Source organism: Solidesulfovibrio fructosivorans JJ], assembly GCF_000179555.1.
GTDB lineage: Bacteria > Desulfobacterota > Desulfovibrionia > Desulfovibrionales > Desulfovibrionaceae > Solidesulfovibrio > Solidesulfovibrio fructosivorans.
Map to the genome: position 1 here is coordinate 187617 of NZ_AECZ01000001.1, position 15238 is coordinate 202854.

Consider the following 15238-nt stretch of genomic DNA (forward strand, 5'->3'; position numbering starts at 1 on the left):
GTGGCCAGGGAAGCGGTCTACGAGGTCACCGCAGGCCTCATAAAACCGGCGACGTTGAGCAATGCCGACGCGGCCGGTACGGGGCCGGCCAAACGCTACAGTTTCGGACGCAAGAAGGTCGTTTACGACATGCGCGACGTACTGGAATGGTTTGTGCGTAAGCACGGCCTCAATCTGCAACGTGATCTGGCCGGGATGGTGGCTTGCAAAGAACCTCGACGTCGGAGGCCAGCCAGGAAGGGCGAAGATGCGCGTACCGCTGTACCATCGCCGGAGTCTTATGCCGCATGAGCTTTTGGATGCGGTAGAGTTCCACGTCGGCCAAAGCCAACCAAGAACCAAAAGTGTGGCGCAGACTATGAAACGTCAATTGCTGTCTTCTGTCCGTGACGCCGTCGTTCAGCCCGAGTGCGCGGGCCAGCCGGGTGAAGCGTCTGGACATCTCCCGGTCTCCATCGCGCGTCGTGCGGAAGATATGCTGCCCCGGCGCTATTGTCAGAAGCCGCTTCTGCAACATTGCGCGCACGCGGCTGTTGAGCGGCACCACGCCTCCGGGCTTTCCGTCAGCCTCGCGCACAGTCAGAAAACCAAGCTCAAGGTTGACGTCCGCCGGCATAAGCCTGTTGAGCTCTCCCAGGCGCAAACCGGTGTCAACGGCCAGGATGCAGGCATCGTGCAGGTCGGGGTTGCCCAGCTTACCCGCTGCGGCCAGGAACCGGTCGAATTCGTCGTGTGTGAAAAACCGTTCACAGGCGTTGTCGAGCCGGGGCAGCTTCACCAGGGCTACCGGGTTTCGCAGGGTGTGCAGCCCGAGACGTCCAAGATGGTTGAACGTCTTGCGCACGAGAGCCAGCACCTGCAAGGCTGTCGCCCGGCAATGGGAGGCGACCATCTTGTCACGCAACGCCTCGAGGACCTGTGGCGTCACCTCGTCGAGCGTAAGCGCGCCGATGACGGGGAAGATGTGCAGCTTCAGCCGCGTCTTGTCCGCCGCTGCCGACTTCTTCTCCCTCTCGGCCCAGGGGATGTAGTGAGCCTCGACCAACTCTTTGTAGGTCGCTCCGGCCGCGTTGCGCTGCTTCTCGGCCTGCTCCTGCTCCCGCGCCGCGATCCTGGCGGACTCGCGCTTTCCGGCCAAGGTAGCCGGTCCGTCTCCGGTCGTGTGGGCCCGTTGCAGCTCCGCCCGCATCTCGGAAGCCTTCTTGGCGTTCCAGCCCTCGGAAGCCCAGCCCAGCCCCTCCTCGTGCAGTATGCCGTCGCGTCGGTAGCGGATAGCGAAATACCGATCTGTAGAATTCCCGTCCTTCCTATATCGCACCCCGACGTATGCTGTTTTAATCCATTGTCTAGCCATTGCTGGTCCCACTCCGGTCCCACTTTTTCCATGTACATAGGGGACCATAGAGATGCACGTAAAGTGTCGAAGCATGGAATTCAAGTATTTTCAACGCATATAGATACACAGGGACGTCCGTCCAACGTCGAGCACAGGACTTCAAATCCAGTGGGACGTCGCGAGGCGTCCGGTAGGTTCGACTCCTATACGCTTCCGCCATCATTGAATAATTTCCGATTCGTCGGTGCATCCTAGCCCTCCATCTCCCCCCATATTGATTTTTTGCTCCAATTTTGCTCCACTTGCTCCAACAGAGAGGTGGAGCAAATGGCTACATTTCGCAAACGCGGAAACCTCCAGTGGGAGGCCCGGATTCGCAAGCGCGGCTACCCCACGACGTGCAAGACCTTTGACACCAAGGCCGAGGCCGAGCAGTGGGCAAAAGGCGTTGAGACCGAAATGTCCAAGGGGCAATTCGTCTCGACCAAAGAGGCCGAGGGCTACACCCTTGGCGAATGTCTCGACCGCTACAAAGAAGAGTATCTGCCACGGCTCAAAAACCCGCAAAGCGAGATATACCGGGCTGACCGCCTCAAAAAACGTGCCTTGGGCCTTCGGATCATGGCGACGATCCGCTCTAAAGATATTGCGGATTATCGTCGCGAACGGGAAAAAGAAGGTGTCTCGGCCAACACGATTCGCTTGGAGCTGGCGCTACTCTCGCGTCTTTTCAACTTCGCCAAAAGCGATTGGGGCATGGAAAGTCTGACCAATCCGGTGCAACTTGCTGCCAAGCCAAAATTGCCGCCTGGGCGAGAAAGACGACTTGAACAGGGGGAAGAAGAGAAACTTTTTGAAGCTATTGGCAATGACTTTGAATTTTCTGCAATAATAAAAATCGCTTTAGAAACGGCCATGCGTCGAGGTGAAATCCTCAAACTTACTTGGAAAGATGTTGACTTACGTAATAAGGCCGTATTTTTGCAAGACACAAAGAATGGAACATGCCGCACAGTCCCCTTGTCAAAAAAAGCCATTGAGGTGTTTCAAGGGCTCCATCGCCATATCTCAGGAAAGGTTTTTCCTAGTTGTACTGTCCCGCAGTCACTATCAAAAAAGATGGCAAAAGCCTGTCAAAGGGCCGGGCTGGCGGACTTGCGGTTCCATGATCTACGCCATGAAGCCACCAGCCGTTTTTTTGAGCATACGGACCTGGACGTGATGGAAATCAAGGCTATTACTGGACATAAGTCATTGCAAATGCTTGCACGATATACGCATTTACGGACGGCAAACCTCGCAGCGAGACTGGATGGCGCGAAGCGTGGGGAAGTCAGGCATATTTAATTTTTTCCGAAATCAGCGATCAGGATGTGGCCTTGACTTTTAAATAGCTGCTAGGGAGCCTGCATGGAGCCACGACAAATCAAAGGCGTCCTCTTCGATGCCTTCGGCACCTTGTGCCGCACCGAATCCCTCCGGCTTCCTTATCGTTCGATCATGAGGCGATGGGAGAAAGGGGCGGCTGATTGCTACCAAGCCATCATGACGCGGGATGCGACCCTGGCGGAGTTCGCCAGTGAAGCTGGGCTACCCCAGGAAGAAAAGACTCTCCTCGAAACGCATGTGGCAGAGGAAGTACGCTCCATGCGCCTCTTCCCCGAGGTTTCGCAAACGCTGCAAGCGCTCCGTGGACATGGCCTCAAGATCGCGGTGGTCTCCAATCTCGCCAAGCCCTACGGCGCGCCATTTCTTGAGCTCCTGCCCTTTGCGCCGGATGCTCGTGCCTTTTCCTATGAAGTCGGCGCACGCAAGCCCGAGGCGCCAATCTACCGGTATGCCTGGGAAGGGCTCGGCTGTGTCCCAGACGAGCTCCTCATGGTTGGCGATTCGCTGCAAAACGACTATCAGGCCCCCCAAGCTCTTGGGCTTCATGCCTTATGGCTTGATCGAAAGGCCGGCTCGCTCCAGAGCGAGAATGGGCATATTGTCCATTCCCTCCAGAGCGTCCTTGGCTACCTGGGGATCGTTAGTTGAAATGCAGCTTTCTGATGAGGTAGCATGGGGGTCATTCGCAAAAGCGGGCTGAAACAGTGGGAAGGCCAAATTTGCAAGCTTTTCTAATTGGTTGTGCCTGTCTTAGCTATAATGATGTAATTGATCCTACTCCAGTAGGAATATGTTTAAAGAATATTTTTTGGTGATTGTATGCACATTAAAGAACATGAGGAACACTGTTTGAAGGTGCTGGGAAGTTCATTCACAGAGATTCATGAGTGGATGGATCAATATTATGAAGTCATAGATAATGTAGCACATCGCGTCGTCTTGCATCATCAATACGGTATTGAGCTGGGCGTCTCTTTGTTCGGTGAGCCAGCCAGGAAGGCGCTTGAGTTACACGTTGTAGATGATTTTGAGTTTATCCCTGACACACCGGAAGATGTTGCCCAGATGATGCGAGATCAAGATTTTTTGACTCCAAGTGAAACCGATATCTTGATAAAAATAATAGGAACGAACTGGCCAGACATGCTCGATCAGTGGAATGGCTTGTAGATATAAATGTGATCGAATGATGATAGGCACCATAGTATTATAAGTAGAGAAGTTGTCATGTCTACTACTATGAATTCATGCCTGTAACGACCTAGGAAAAATCGGTTAAACTCATGACTGACATCTCTAGATCGTGTCATGGACTGGATGGAAATTTTTCAGTTCCTATCATTTCGTCGAAAGAGGATTTTCAGTTTAGCCGTTTACAAAGTCTTACTCACTCACATGGGGACGGCTGACCCGATCTTCATCAGGTTTGCACTTTGATATTTTGACGTCATCTTGCCCTTTAACTTATAGAAATTTTTCTCAGAATAGTTCATGACACGCTCTTGTTTCTAACAACCAAGAACAGCGAGGCCAGAAAAGTCCCCCTTGCTGAAGGGGCGTTGACTGTCCTGCGCGAGCTGCCCCGAAGCTTGGACCAAGGGCCTGTATTTGGCCTTTTGCCGGATCAAATTACGGCGTCAATGAAGTATGCGTGCAAAAAGGCAAAGCTTGAAAACCTTCGCTTCCATGACCTCCGGCACGAGGCGACCAGCCGTCTCTTTGAGCTTACCGACTTGGGTGTCATGGAAATCAAGGCGATAACCGGTCATAAGACGCTGCAGATGCTGGCGCGGTACACGCATTTGAGGACAGCGCGGCTTGCGGACAGATTGGCAGGGATGAAGAGGGGGATGTCGACCTTGTAAACCTAAGGTTTGATATTTTATACCCTCTGTCAGGACGTGTTTTGTGTGGCCATCTTGTCTTTAGCTTTCTAGCATGGCAATTGTCAGAAAGCGTTTAGAAAATTTGTATATGTCATACTGATTGAGTTTCGAGACGGCTTTTAATTGTTTTGTCGTCGGTTCGATTATTTGAACGTTGAGATGCTTGTCTAGAACGGCTGCCATGAAGGAATGAATGAACTCACTCTTTTGACTTGAATCTTTGTCGTGTCGGTTTGGCTCATGGTAAACACGAAGTTTAATCAAGATAATGAGATTTTTGTCTAGTTGTGTTAGTAGTTTAGAAAGAAATCTGCGGTCGCAATAAAGTGCTTTCCCCTCTTGCCGATTTTCACTGTCACCATATCCTTGCCAGCCGCCCCATCCATTGTATCTGAATACTGTTGAACCGCCTTTCTCCATCCATTTGTGCGACCAGGGCTTGGTTGCAACGAGTTTAAATCTGGCGATGATGTTCCTTGCTGGTCGATAAATCGACAGCGCCGACGAGGCTCCGAATGGGTCTTGAGCATCAAGAGCCTCCGACTGCTCGGTATGCGTAATCCACGGATCGCAAGGCTCCATACCATCGCTACGGAAACGCGGACTCTCGTCATCATCGAATTCATGAAATGGCAAGTACATATGGAAATGTGGAGACGTAATTATAGCCAAAGCCGCCAACTTCGCATGCGCAGGATCAACAAGAGACGACATGATGCCACAGTTAACATTATCTGGAGAGGACCACCATGCCTGCACGATAATCCCTTCAGGCGTTGAATCTTCGAGTCCAGCTAGCGATGTTAGGAATTGTTTGTCATTGATTGGCTGTTCGCGCTTGGTGTCTGAACTGCTGCTTGCTCTTAAATCGTTCAGCGCAACCAGCGGGTACCCGTCGGTCCCGTCAGAAATCCAGTGACCGTCATCTCGTGTGATGCTGTACTCCGCCAGCCAGTTCTTCCACGGATCGTCCAGAAAACTCTCGTCGGTAACAGGACGCTCTGACAACAGCCGTCCACTAACCACTGCAAGTGCATGCCATGCGAGATAGGCTCCGTGTGATTGATAGGACTCCTCTGTCGGCCGATAGTATCCGTGCCGACTGTATGGGCGTGGTTTGCCAGAAAAATCGTTCATTGAAGTCACCTCCGGCGCCCATATCCGAATCCAATCTCGGCAAAGGTCTTTTATCCGCCATTTAGGAAGTCCAAATACTCTGGCTAGTGCATCTATATTGTATTTTTCAAAATCGTAATCGAAATAGAAAGTTGGCTCTGGTCTAGGAATATCCTTGGGTCGCTCCCAGGGAAATTCACGTACGGCTTTTTCGCGAGTTTTGGCTAGTGGGAACATCGACACATTTGCTTTTGCAATTCTCGAGAGTAACTTTTGTGTGTCCGCTCCACACTTCCCAGCGGCACAATGCCGCAACGCCTCACATGCAGCTTGACGTATCCCGACGTGAGGGAACGCGTCTTGGAAGGCGATGGTTTCCATCTTAGGACGAAACCGCGCCGCGATATCGTCTGGAAAATCCATTGCGATACGAGCAATCGCTATAAGGAACCAAAGCTGAGCATTATATTTGAAGAACGGGAGCGCTCTGTCCTGAAATGCGCCTGCATCAGTCTCATCAAAGAAGCCAAACATTCGTTCAATAACGCTCCATTGTCCAAATCTTGCCGCCGACCGAACGGCATGCGCAGCCCGCCAACGTTCTTTTGCTTTAGGCGATCCGAGGCAGAACCATATCAAGCCAGCGGCGATCTCATCGGAATCCGTGCCAGGGTTTAGTTCATCGCGCCATGCCCCATCGCCGATTTCGTCGACCAACCTTGCCGCTCCGCTATCAAGCAGACGCTCAAGGGCGTTAAGAGGAATTTCAGCTTCAGCTCGTTTTGAAATAATGGTGGCGATACTCAGCCACGTCATGGCAGAGGCGTCCAGTTGGCGAGTTGTGGCCGACTCAACCAAGACTATTGCGAGTTGATCAATTGGAGTACTTGTCACCTCCGATAGTTTGGAGATATCGGTCACTGTCCCCCATGTCTTGCCAAGCAACTCCTCTGCATGTTCTTTAACTAGCGGCAATCCGCAAGCGGAAAGGCATGAGAGCTGTGTTGGCGAGTCTTCTGTCCACTCGTCCTTTATCGCTTGTAAAAGATCGTTCTTTTCTGACAGACTTAGATTCCGTGCAGCTACGATTGTCTCAAGATGTTTGGCGCGATCAGCATAGGCGACTCGAGCGCGTACTTTTTTGAAGGCTTGGGATTTGTCGAAATTCCAACCTGAGCATGCCTTTAATTCTTCAGCAAAGCTTTCGAATGACGCGGTATCTATTGGGTCCAACTTGGCCAGAGCCTTGGCCACGTTAGCCTGACGCTCTTTTTCTTGCTTACGAATGAGTTTGCGATCCCTGGGAGGGGGAGGCGGAGAGTGACTATCCTTTTCGACTATTCTTGATTTGGTGTTTCGCTGCTCCAACAACGTGATGCGCTCGGAAATTGTCGCAGCGAGAGCCGGATCGGACTCCAATACCTCGCGAAGTTCGCAGAGATAGCGGTTAGCTGAACGCCCAGGAAATGAATGCTCATACTGATCGAGTACTTCATGTAACATTGACTCGGTGGTGTTTTGCTCGGCCAAGGCATTCAATAAATCATTCCATCCCCAACTCCAAAGGGGTTCCGGGCTAACCAGCCAGAGAAGTGAAACAGCATGGATAGGGCGCAGAGCACCTTCTTTCACCATATACGTTAGAGCTGACGGAAGTGTTAGACTCAGTTTAACGATGTCGCGGTCATGCCATCGAGCAATTTGCGCTAAATATGGAGCGCCCACTGCACGTGCAAACGCCTTGGCTGTCAGCGGCCAATGCCACTTGTCAGAGTCATAAACGTTGATCTCGCATATCTTGGCAAGCCGGAGCGCTAGATTTGGTTGTAGATGACCACCTCGCAGCGTAATGGCAAACTGCAAAAGCTCATGGGCAAATTCGTAGTCTCCCGAGCCTATGGCGTCGAGTTCCTGTAGTCCGCGCTTGAAAAGGTCAGTAGACTCAGAACGGTTTGCTTGCAGCAGTGCACGCGACAAGCTTGCGAACAATCTGCTGCGACATTGAATATCTCTATCACGTTCAATATGCTTAACTGCCAATACCGCCATTTTCCCAGCCTGCTTATGGCAGTTCAGCCGTCCTGCCAAGAGCCTGACAAAATAAATTATGGTTTCTGGCGCGAGTGTTGAAGCGCTCTGCAGGCAAGAAGCTAACTTTTGAGCGGCGCAAGGTGTTAACAAGTCGAGCGCCATGAAAATCTCGGATGCGCACCCGGTGTACAGGGCGTCCACAAAGCGTAATTGTTCTTGTGGAATATAGACTCGGTTCCGGGTTGTGCCAGCCTGAGAGGCCTGCCATGCTTCAAAAAATGCTAGCGTGGCAGCCTTCGCTTGGATAGGCTTTGCCGCCGCAATCATAGTCGTAAGCAGCTTTACCAATGCCAGCAAAGGCATCACGCCATAAGAAATTCTGTCAGCGGCATGAGAGAGTTCCGAAGACGACAGCCCACTATTCTCTAGTCGTTCCTGGATTTCCGGCGGTGTCTCATTATGGGGCGTCCTTAATTCCTTCAAACGTTCGTCAAGCAATGCCCGCTGGGCCTCGTCGGTCGATGGCCGGGAAGCGTCCTTGACCAATGCCCAGAATTCCTTCGGCAGGCAGTCAAAAAGGTCCGCTACTCGGGATTCGCTTGCACAACGGCTCGCCACACTCAACGCGAAAGAAACAAGTTTTTCTACATCCAAATCGCCATGAAGCGACCACATCCGATAACGCTGAGGCACGGCGACAGCAAACGTCCGGTCCATTTCTTTTACCATGTTAAGATTAGCCATCCGGATAGCGCATCGGATCAGCGCCTTACGATAGCTATTCTTGTGACTGCTCCCGGCAAATTCTTCTGAGAATTCTTCATTCGATTTCAGCGTTGCCGCAAGCTTCTTCAATAAAGCCTTCGTTCTGGTGCGGGATACAAAGCCAGGGAAGAAGTTGAGCGCAGCCACAACCAGCGCCGGGGGTGCTTTAGGCAAAGAAAGTACTTCGTTCAGAGTTTTCGCGAAATTAGGCAGGTTGCCAAACGATTCTGTCGCGAGACAATATTCAAATAAACGACATGCGATGCAATAACCATAAAATGGCTTCCATTGGGCTATGTATCCCGCAACGTGATTGCCTCGTTCTTTGGAGAAGAGATAAAACGCAATCGATGCATAATCGCCATGATCGAATTTGTTTGTCCTGTGTACTTTTTCGTCTTGATTGTGTTGCCACTGGTGCCAATCATCCGCTTTTTTTGCGTACCCATACGCTTCAGCGGTATCACCATCGGCCACATAGGCTGTTGCCAAACGGGCGTGACGTGTGCCCGGCCAGCCGCTACGCGCCTCGAATAAGCGTCGGAGGGCTTCCGGGTCGCCTAGGCCGACTACTAGGTCAGGCTGTTCGAGCAGATAGTCTTCTCCGCGTTCATCGACGATGACCATCGAAGCCAACTCAACCAGCAAGTCAACGGAGGCGCTGAAGTCTCGATCTTTGGCTGCTGCTCCGACTGCCGTACGGAGCCTATTAAGGCGAATAGCCCGCTTCGCGATATCACTGTCAAGTTCAGGAGGAAACCGCGTATCGAATGCCAGCGAACGCAGTTTCTCAGTTTCTCCCATTGCGAAGAGCAAGCTGGGAAGCGATCGAGCTGCATACACAGATGAGGACTGAGCTTTGCTTAAGCGGGACACTACATCGTTAAGAAGTGTTAGCTGTTGTCCATATGACTCGCGTATCAACGTTTCTGTTGGTTCGTCACGAAATATAAGCCCATGCCGGGTGTGTTCCAGCAAAGGAGCGAGGTCAGCGGCAAAACTTTCGACTTCAGAGGTTGTGATCCCGAATGCGGCGGCTATCTCAGCAACAGGAACAGGTGGAGGAAGGACGGACAAGGCGCAAAGAAACCCGGAAATTTCGTCGCGATCACAACCTTTATCGTCAGCTAAGCGTATCGCTCCCTCAAGTCGTTGGCGGATGAGATCGTTCACGTCAATATTGGTAGAAACAGTATCGATCTCGGCAAGTGGTCGATCAGGCTCAATCAGGTTGGCTATTACTCGGGGATTGCCATTTGACCGATGGTGGATGGCTTCGATTTGGGCAGAAGTCGCTTCTGGACGACGTTGTTTAATAAAAGATTGACTCTCGTCGGCAGAGAATGCCCTGAGTTCGAAGTCCTTGCACTGGCTTCGACCAATAGCCAGATCACGGCGCTGGGAACGGGCGGTGGCGACACACACAAGACCGTCGATGGAATGCGATGGTTGTGAGAGACTTTCCAGCAGCATCTGCGGAAAAGAAACTTGTTGTTTGTCCCGTGCCTCCATCGCGGCGTTGTCAACCGCGTCGATGATGAGAACCAATCGCGCCTTAGGCCGGGTCCGACGGATCGTCGCAATTGCTTGCGAGAATCGCTGGATACTCCTTCGGGCGACTTCAGCCGGATCTGATGAACCGGGTAAGATCGGATCACATAATCCACGGCAGGCGAGATCATTGACAATGTGCATCAGCCCTCGCTCAGGGCGATGCCTCATATCAAGTGGCGAACGGTAAGCGCCTCCGCCAAAACAATCAAAAATTACTACTTCATCAGTTGCGATTAGGCGAGATGCTACGCTCTGGGCAAAAACTGTTTTTCCAACGCCCCCTGCAGCGTGAATTATCCAAAGGTCAGATTCTTCCATGTTGTCGATGAAAGTCTGAATTTGTTCGCGTTCAACGATCGGTCCGGGTTCGACAAATACATCCGGCGTTGGAAGAAGGTCAATCTCCTCTGCGATATCCAGAGCTGCCAACACATCGATGTTGGTGATGACGTTATTCTGTTGACCCTTATGACCGGCCTTGTCACGTACTAGTTGCCTGAGATCTCCCAATCTGGCGCGCGCCTTAGCGTCATTTGATGCGGACCAATCAGCTATAATCCTAGCATTTCCCTTCTCGATGGTTTGTAGATCGCCGCCTTGGCCCACGAGAAAGACTTTTGCGGCGAACTTCTTAAGATGGTCGCCGTTCAAGGGGATTATGGACAGGAGTTGGTGATACTGAGCGCGACTGTTTTTCTTCGAGGGGAGATCGCCCTTTGCCAAAGCAGATAGCGCTTCGGTCAATTCTGAGCCAATTGGTCGGTTTGTATATATGGTGTAAGAAATTTTATTCGCCACCTTCTGTTGAGCTGGCTTTGACAAGAACTTGCTTTCAGATTTTGCAAACTTTTGAAGGGTCTTTGCTGCATCTGAGGCAAGAAATTTGGTGCCTTGTCGAGCGATGGAATATTTAAATTGTGCTATTTCGACGCGCGTTGAATCTCGAAAAGTAGGAGCCGCACCAAAATAGAATGTTGCATCTGCTATCTCAACCGTGGCTGTGCTTGTGCCTGTCTGGTCTTCTGGAGTTAGCCCCTCCACGGCGATGCCGCAAAGTTCATCGCGCGGTAGTAGCAAGCCCAATGCGCGCCTTGCCAACCACGCTTCATGGAATTGATGCCCATCTCGGGAGGCACGGACTTTGTCGACTGTAATGTCTGCCATGCTTCGTCCACTGTAGAGTGTTCTATTGCCGTTTGGATGGCGTCCAAATGAGTTTAGTGCTAAAAATGGTTATGAGCAACCCGGAATTAATCTGGACAGAATCAGTATGGGTTGGATAAAAGTGGAAAATACCCTTTGGCTATCCCGTTCTAAAAAGCGCCGGGATCAAAATTCAGCGGCGTGACAGCATTATCTCCGTAATTTCAATTTTTCCATTTTGAACTAAGTATATTTGCTGCACTGTTCCAGATCGATGCAAGCTGTGTCTACAGTGTTTCTTTTGAGTATACAATCAGCTGCCAGAGATGGTAAAAATTACTCAACTCCCGGACAAGATTTGTGCCATACGAATGTTCTTGGTAGTGCTGGGGGCAAGGAGAAATAGTCTGTCCAACCTGTCCCGGTCTCTATCTTTATAGTTAGCCATTATTTTCTCCTGCTGTCGCTGATTATAAACTAAATTCATCACGAGATACCGTTATTTTTTTGGAACGCTGTTCCATACGTGCTGTAAGGTACTGTTCAACCGATGTAGTAGCGGCTCTAATTCTTTGAATAACTCTTTTAGTTGATTCAAGTCGTTCTCCTGCTCTGTCTGGCGTACTTCCAAATCGTTTAGATGTTTGTCCTGTTCTTTCTGGGACGAATAGAACTCTTGTTGAAGACCCTCCAGGCAGTTGAAGAGGTGGTGTTCCAGTTCGGTCATGCTCATTGTTTACTCCAATTTTATTGCTTGCTGTTTGCCAACCGTCCAGCCTGTCTGGGCCGAAGTCTTCGGCGGCAGGATGATGAATCGTCCCTCCTGGTTCTCCAGGAGCCTCAATCCCCATGTCTGTTTTTCCAATTGCCCGGTGATGCTCTCCAGTTCGGCTTTGCTCGCATCGAGGCTTTGAATCTCGTCCTGTAAGGCAATGATCCTGTGTGCGAACAGGGTCAGCACGCCCCAGCACCCCAAGGCGGTTCCCATCAGGAGTGCCAGGCTCAAGAGCAGGGCTTGCAGCCATTTCCTGCCAAAGGCCCAGCTCAAGGTTTGGCAGCGTGAGGCGATGTTCTCTTCCAACGTCCCAAGCTTTTCCTGGATAGCGGCCTCGGTTGTACGCAGCGCGGCGGTCGATGACTGCCGCAAGCTCTCGCTCAAGGCGTTGAATTGTTGCCGGGTCAGGGCTTCGAGTTCCTGCCGGTCCTGTTCGGTCTTGGCTCGCATGCGCTCGGCCAGGGAGGGCAACGAGTTGCCAGTGTTCGGCATATATTCCTCCCTTGAGACGAAGCTTTTCGCCGCTGGCTGGGTCTTTGACGGTGATATAGTCCTTGCCCGCCCGGTTGATCTCCAGGTCAGCCTCCCGCAACGCCGCAAGGAGCCCTGAACGGTTGGTGACCTGCCCCTCTTCGATCTTCATGAGCAGGAAGGCGTGAACGGCGTCCTTGGCCTCCGCGCGCTCATCCTTGCCGGGCGTTGCCCCCCACCGAATCAGACGGGCTTTGTGCAGGTCCGCGTGTTCCGGCGTGCGCAGGCGGGCTCGGGCCGGATCGTCCGGCCTGGCCCAACCTTCGCGGTGATTGTGCAGGTCCCGGAACACGTCGAAGTGCTTTTGCCAGCCAGGCGGGCAGGGATTGAAGGCCTTGCCGCTTGAGAGCTCCACGCGTGGGATGACGAAATGGATCTCGTGATGCCCGGCATGATGGTGCCTCACCCAAAGGATATTGCGCTGGTCCGGCTCCAGGCCGGCAAATGCCACGGCCTCGAAGTCGTCCATGACGTGCGCTTCCTGCTCGGGCGTCACGAGTTCGTCCGGATACCAGGAAAGGACTCCGGCCGTGAACTTCCATTTGGTGTCCAGGGTGTCGATCAACTCCCGCGTCAGCTCCGGATCGCCGCGCAGCACTTCGGGCGGATGTTTGTCCCGGCCCGGGTAGTCCGGCCGCACCAGATAGCGCGTCGGCCCATCCCCGGAGCCCTGGCCGTGCGGAAAGACCTTCATGTACATGGCGTCTCCACGGAGGTTTTTGACTCCAGGGGGAGAGAGGAATCTTGCCGGTCGCTGTCGGCTGGGGCAGCGTCCCGCTTGAGTGCCCTTTCGAAGCTTAAAAGGGCTGCCAATACGCGTATGGCCTCCGCTCGGCTCTTGTACGTGTTGGCCCACCGGGCCAGTTGATTCAGGTTCGCGCCCACTCGGGCGACCAAGCGGACGTGCTCCTTCTCCAAGGGCGTTTTGCGCAGGCGATAGTCCAGGGCGCGTTGACGGATGAAATCCGTCACGGTCTGCCCCTGGGCGTTCGCCTTGGCCGTGATCGCTTCCTTCTCAGACGGGGTGACGCGAAGCTTGATCCAGGCTGTGCGGCTCTCTGAATTCTTCCCCATGGCGTCAACCGGCTTTCTGCCTTTTGTCTTTGGCGGGGTTCGAAGGGCGGCACGCCCTCGCCAGCCCCGGCAGGGGGCACCGCGTCAGCGCGTGCCCACAACGGGTAGGCTGGCTCTGCGGAATGCCACCAATGGGCGCGGATTCTCCTGAGCAACATACCTCTGGCGAAAAAAGCGAAATAAGCGAAACTAGCGAAATAAGGTTCATGCGAGAGTCCGCCTATTTTCGCTTAATTCGCTTAATTCGCTTTTTTCGCTTAATTCGCGCAGGGACAAGATGATCTTGGGACGGCCCACGTTCTTCAGTTTGGTAATGGTAATGCGCTGTTGTGCTTCGAGTTGCTGCAGCAGGGGTTTGAGGCGGTCGCGGGGGACATGCCTGCTCAGGACGCTGCTCAGTTCGGTGGCCGTGAGCGGGCCGGTCCTGAGCGCTTCCAGAATTTTATCTTCCAGCGGGTCTGTCGCCCGGTCTCCGAAGATGTAGCGCGCCGAATCCTGCGCATAGCGCCACATGGCAAGGGCCGCTTGCAGGTGGGGTTCCTTGATTTCCCCCTGAGCGTCCAAGAGCGAGTAGAGGAGCGCCAGACGGAGGGTCTGAGCCTCTGCCCTGTTGATCATGCTTCCGGCCAAGCCTGTGTGCTCCTGGGAGAGCTCTGGGTAGACGTGTCTCCATAGCTCCAAGGCATTCGCCGTCATGGTCATGACCCCACGTTGCTGCGCTTGCCCCACGCGCTGCCAAAGCTCACGCTGCAAGGGCGCAAGCTCTGCGTCCGGCATCCGTGAAGGCAGGGCAACCAGTTTCGAGCGCCGGGCGCATATCCAAAGGAATCGGTTGCCGAAGCCATTCACGGCCTGCACCTCTCCCAAACACACGGCGAGCTCCTGCATGGTGATGTGGGTGATGATGCTGATGTGCGCGCCGCGAACCAGGACGGGGTTGTTTTTGGTCAGGGGGGCATAGTCGCCGGAATCCCAGAAGCAGCGGATGCCCATGGAGAGCGTGTTGCCTTCCCGTTTGGTGCAGGCAAGGGCGCTGGCAAACTCCTCGTCCATGATGACGAGCCTTTTGTCTCCCTTTTCGCGGACCGGTTCGGCAGGGTTCTGACGCTGTCGCCGTTCCCGCTCCTCATCGCTTTCGTCGCGCACATGATGGGCCAGACCTTCTCCCGTGGAAAGCGGGCCGCCACTCTCCCTGGCGGGCAAAGGGACGCCCCAGGCCCTCAAGTCGGCGGGCAGGCAGTGCTCCCGGCCAAAGAGCTTCGCCACGGGATGTCGGGAGGTGCCTTTGCGGGCCTTGCTGGTGCTGCCGCAGATGACGGCAAAAAGGCGCGGCGAGTGGACGGTTTCGCCCACATAGAGGTGCGGGCCTTTATCGGGCGCATAGCCATAGACCTCCGCCCCGAAGCGCACCAACGCGGTGATGCAGACCGCCGCCGGGTCGGCTTCGCTGTCGCGCGTTGCCAACCGCACAAATTCGCCCAGGATGCCCGGACAAGCGTCAAACGAGAATTGGGGCCACTCCTTGAGATTGAGGCCGTCGAGATCCTCCGGCGGGACCTCTTGGTGCGCACAGGGCAGCGGGGAGACCGAGGGCCTGCCGCTCATTTCCCACCTCTGTCCCTCTGTTCCGCCTTTGTT

At 53.4% G+C, this 15238-nt stretch carries 8 protein-coding genes, 1 tRNA gene and 1 pseudogene; 5 read left to right on the forward strand and 5 right to left on the reverse strand.

Features of this window, described 5'->3' with window-relative positions; translation table 11 throughout:
* Positions 1 to 169 precede the first annotated feature (169 nt).
* Entirely contained in the window at positions 170 to 1138 is a 969-nt protein-coding gene (locus DESFRDRAFT_RS00910; RefSeq protein WP_158306956.1) for a tyrosine-type recombinase/integrase, read from the reverse strand.
* 327 nt (positions 1139 to 1465) lie between these two features.
* Between DESFRDRAFT_RS00910 and DESFRDRAFT_RS22435 the strand changes: the two genes are divergently transcribed.
* The 5 genes and pseudogenes from DESFRDRAFT_RS22435 to DESFRDRAFT_RS00930 form a co-directional block, all read left to right on the forward strand.
* Positions 1466 to 1555, forward strand: a tRNA-Sec gene (locus tag DESFRDRAFT_RS22435).
* 108 nt (positions 1556 to 1663) lie between these two features.
* The gene (locus DESFRDRAFT_RS00915; protein WP_005990220.1) at positions 1664 to 2683 is read left to right on the forward strand and encodes a tyrosine-type recombinase/integrase; all 1020 of its coding nucleotides are present in this window, start codon (positions 1664 to 1666) and stop codon (positions 2681 to 2683) included.
* A 63-nt stretch (positions 2684 to 2746) separates the two neighbouring features.
* The gene (locus tag DESFRDRAFT_RS00920; protein ID WP_005990222.1) at positions 2747 to 3373 is read left to right on the forward strand and encodes an HAD family hydrolase; all 627 of its coding nucleotides are present in this window, start codon (positions 2747 to 2749) and stop codon (positions 3371 to 3373) included.
* A gap of 171 nt (positions 3374 to 3544) precedes the next feature.
* The gene (locus tag DESFRDRAFT_RS00925; protein ID WP_144004875.1) at positions 3545 to 3895 is read left to right on the forward strand and encodes a DUF6915 family protein; all 351 of its coding nucleotides are present in this window, start codon (positions 3545 to 3547) and stop codon (positions 3893 to 3895) included.
* A gap of 329 nt (positions 3896 to 4224) precedes the next feature.
* A pseudogene (locus DESFRDRAFT_RS00930) lies at positions 4225 to 4590 on the forward strand (site-specific integrase); the annotation flags it as partial.
* A 60-nt stretch (positions 4591 to 4650) separates the two neighbouring features.
* Here DESFRDRAFT_RS00930 and DESFRDRAFT_RS21715 read toward each other — a convergent pair.
* From DESFRDRAFT_RS21715 to DESFRDRAFT_RS00955, 4 genes are all read right to left on the reverse strand, one after another.
* Positions 4651 to 11241: a P-loop domain-containing protein gene (locus tag DESFRDRAFT_RS21715; RefSeq protein ID WP_005990224.1), complete on the reverse strand. Its 6591-nt coding sequence runs from the start codon at positions 11239 to 11241 to the stop codon at positions 4651 to 4653.
* Positions 11242 to 11690: 449 nt separating this feature from the next.
* A complete protein-coding gene (locus tag DESFRDRAFT_RS23305; RefSeq protein WP_456242864.1) occupies positions 11691 to 13226 on the reverse strand; it encodes a relaxase/mobilization nuclease domain-containing protein in 1536 nt (511 codons plus the stop codon).
* Entirely contained in the window at positions 13217 to 13600 is a 384-nt protein-coding gene (locus DESFRDRAFT_RS00950; RefSeq protein WP_005990231.1) for a plasmid mobilization protein, read from the reverse strand. The genes DESFRDRAFT_RS23305 and DESFRDRAFT_RS00950 overlap by 10 nt, the downstream gene beginning before the upstream one ends.
* A 204-nt stretch (positions 13601 to 13804) precedes the next feature.
* Positions 13805 to 15205, reverse strand: a complete 1401-nt coding sequence (locus DESFRDRAFT_RS00955; RefSeq protein WP_005990233.1) for a DUF3987 domain-containing protein — start codon at positions 15203 to 15205, stop codon at positions 13805 to 13807.
* Between the last annotated feature and the right edge of the window lie 33 nt (positions 15206 to 15238).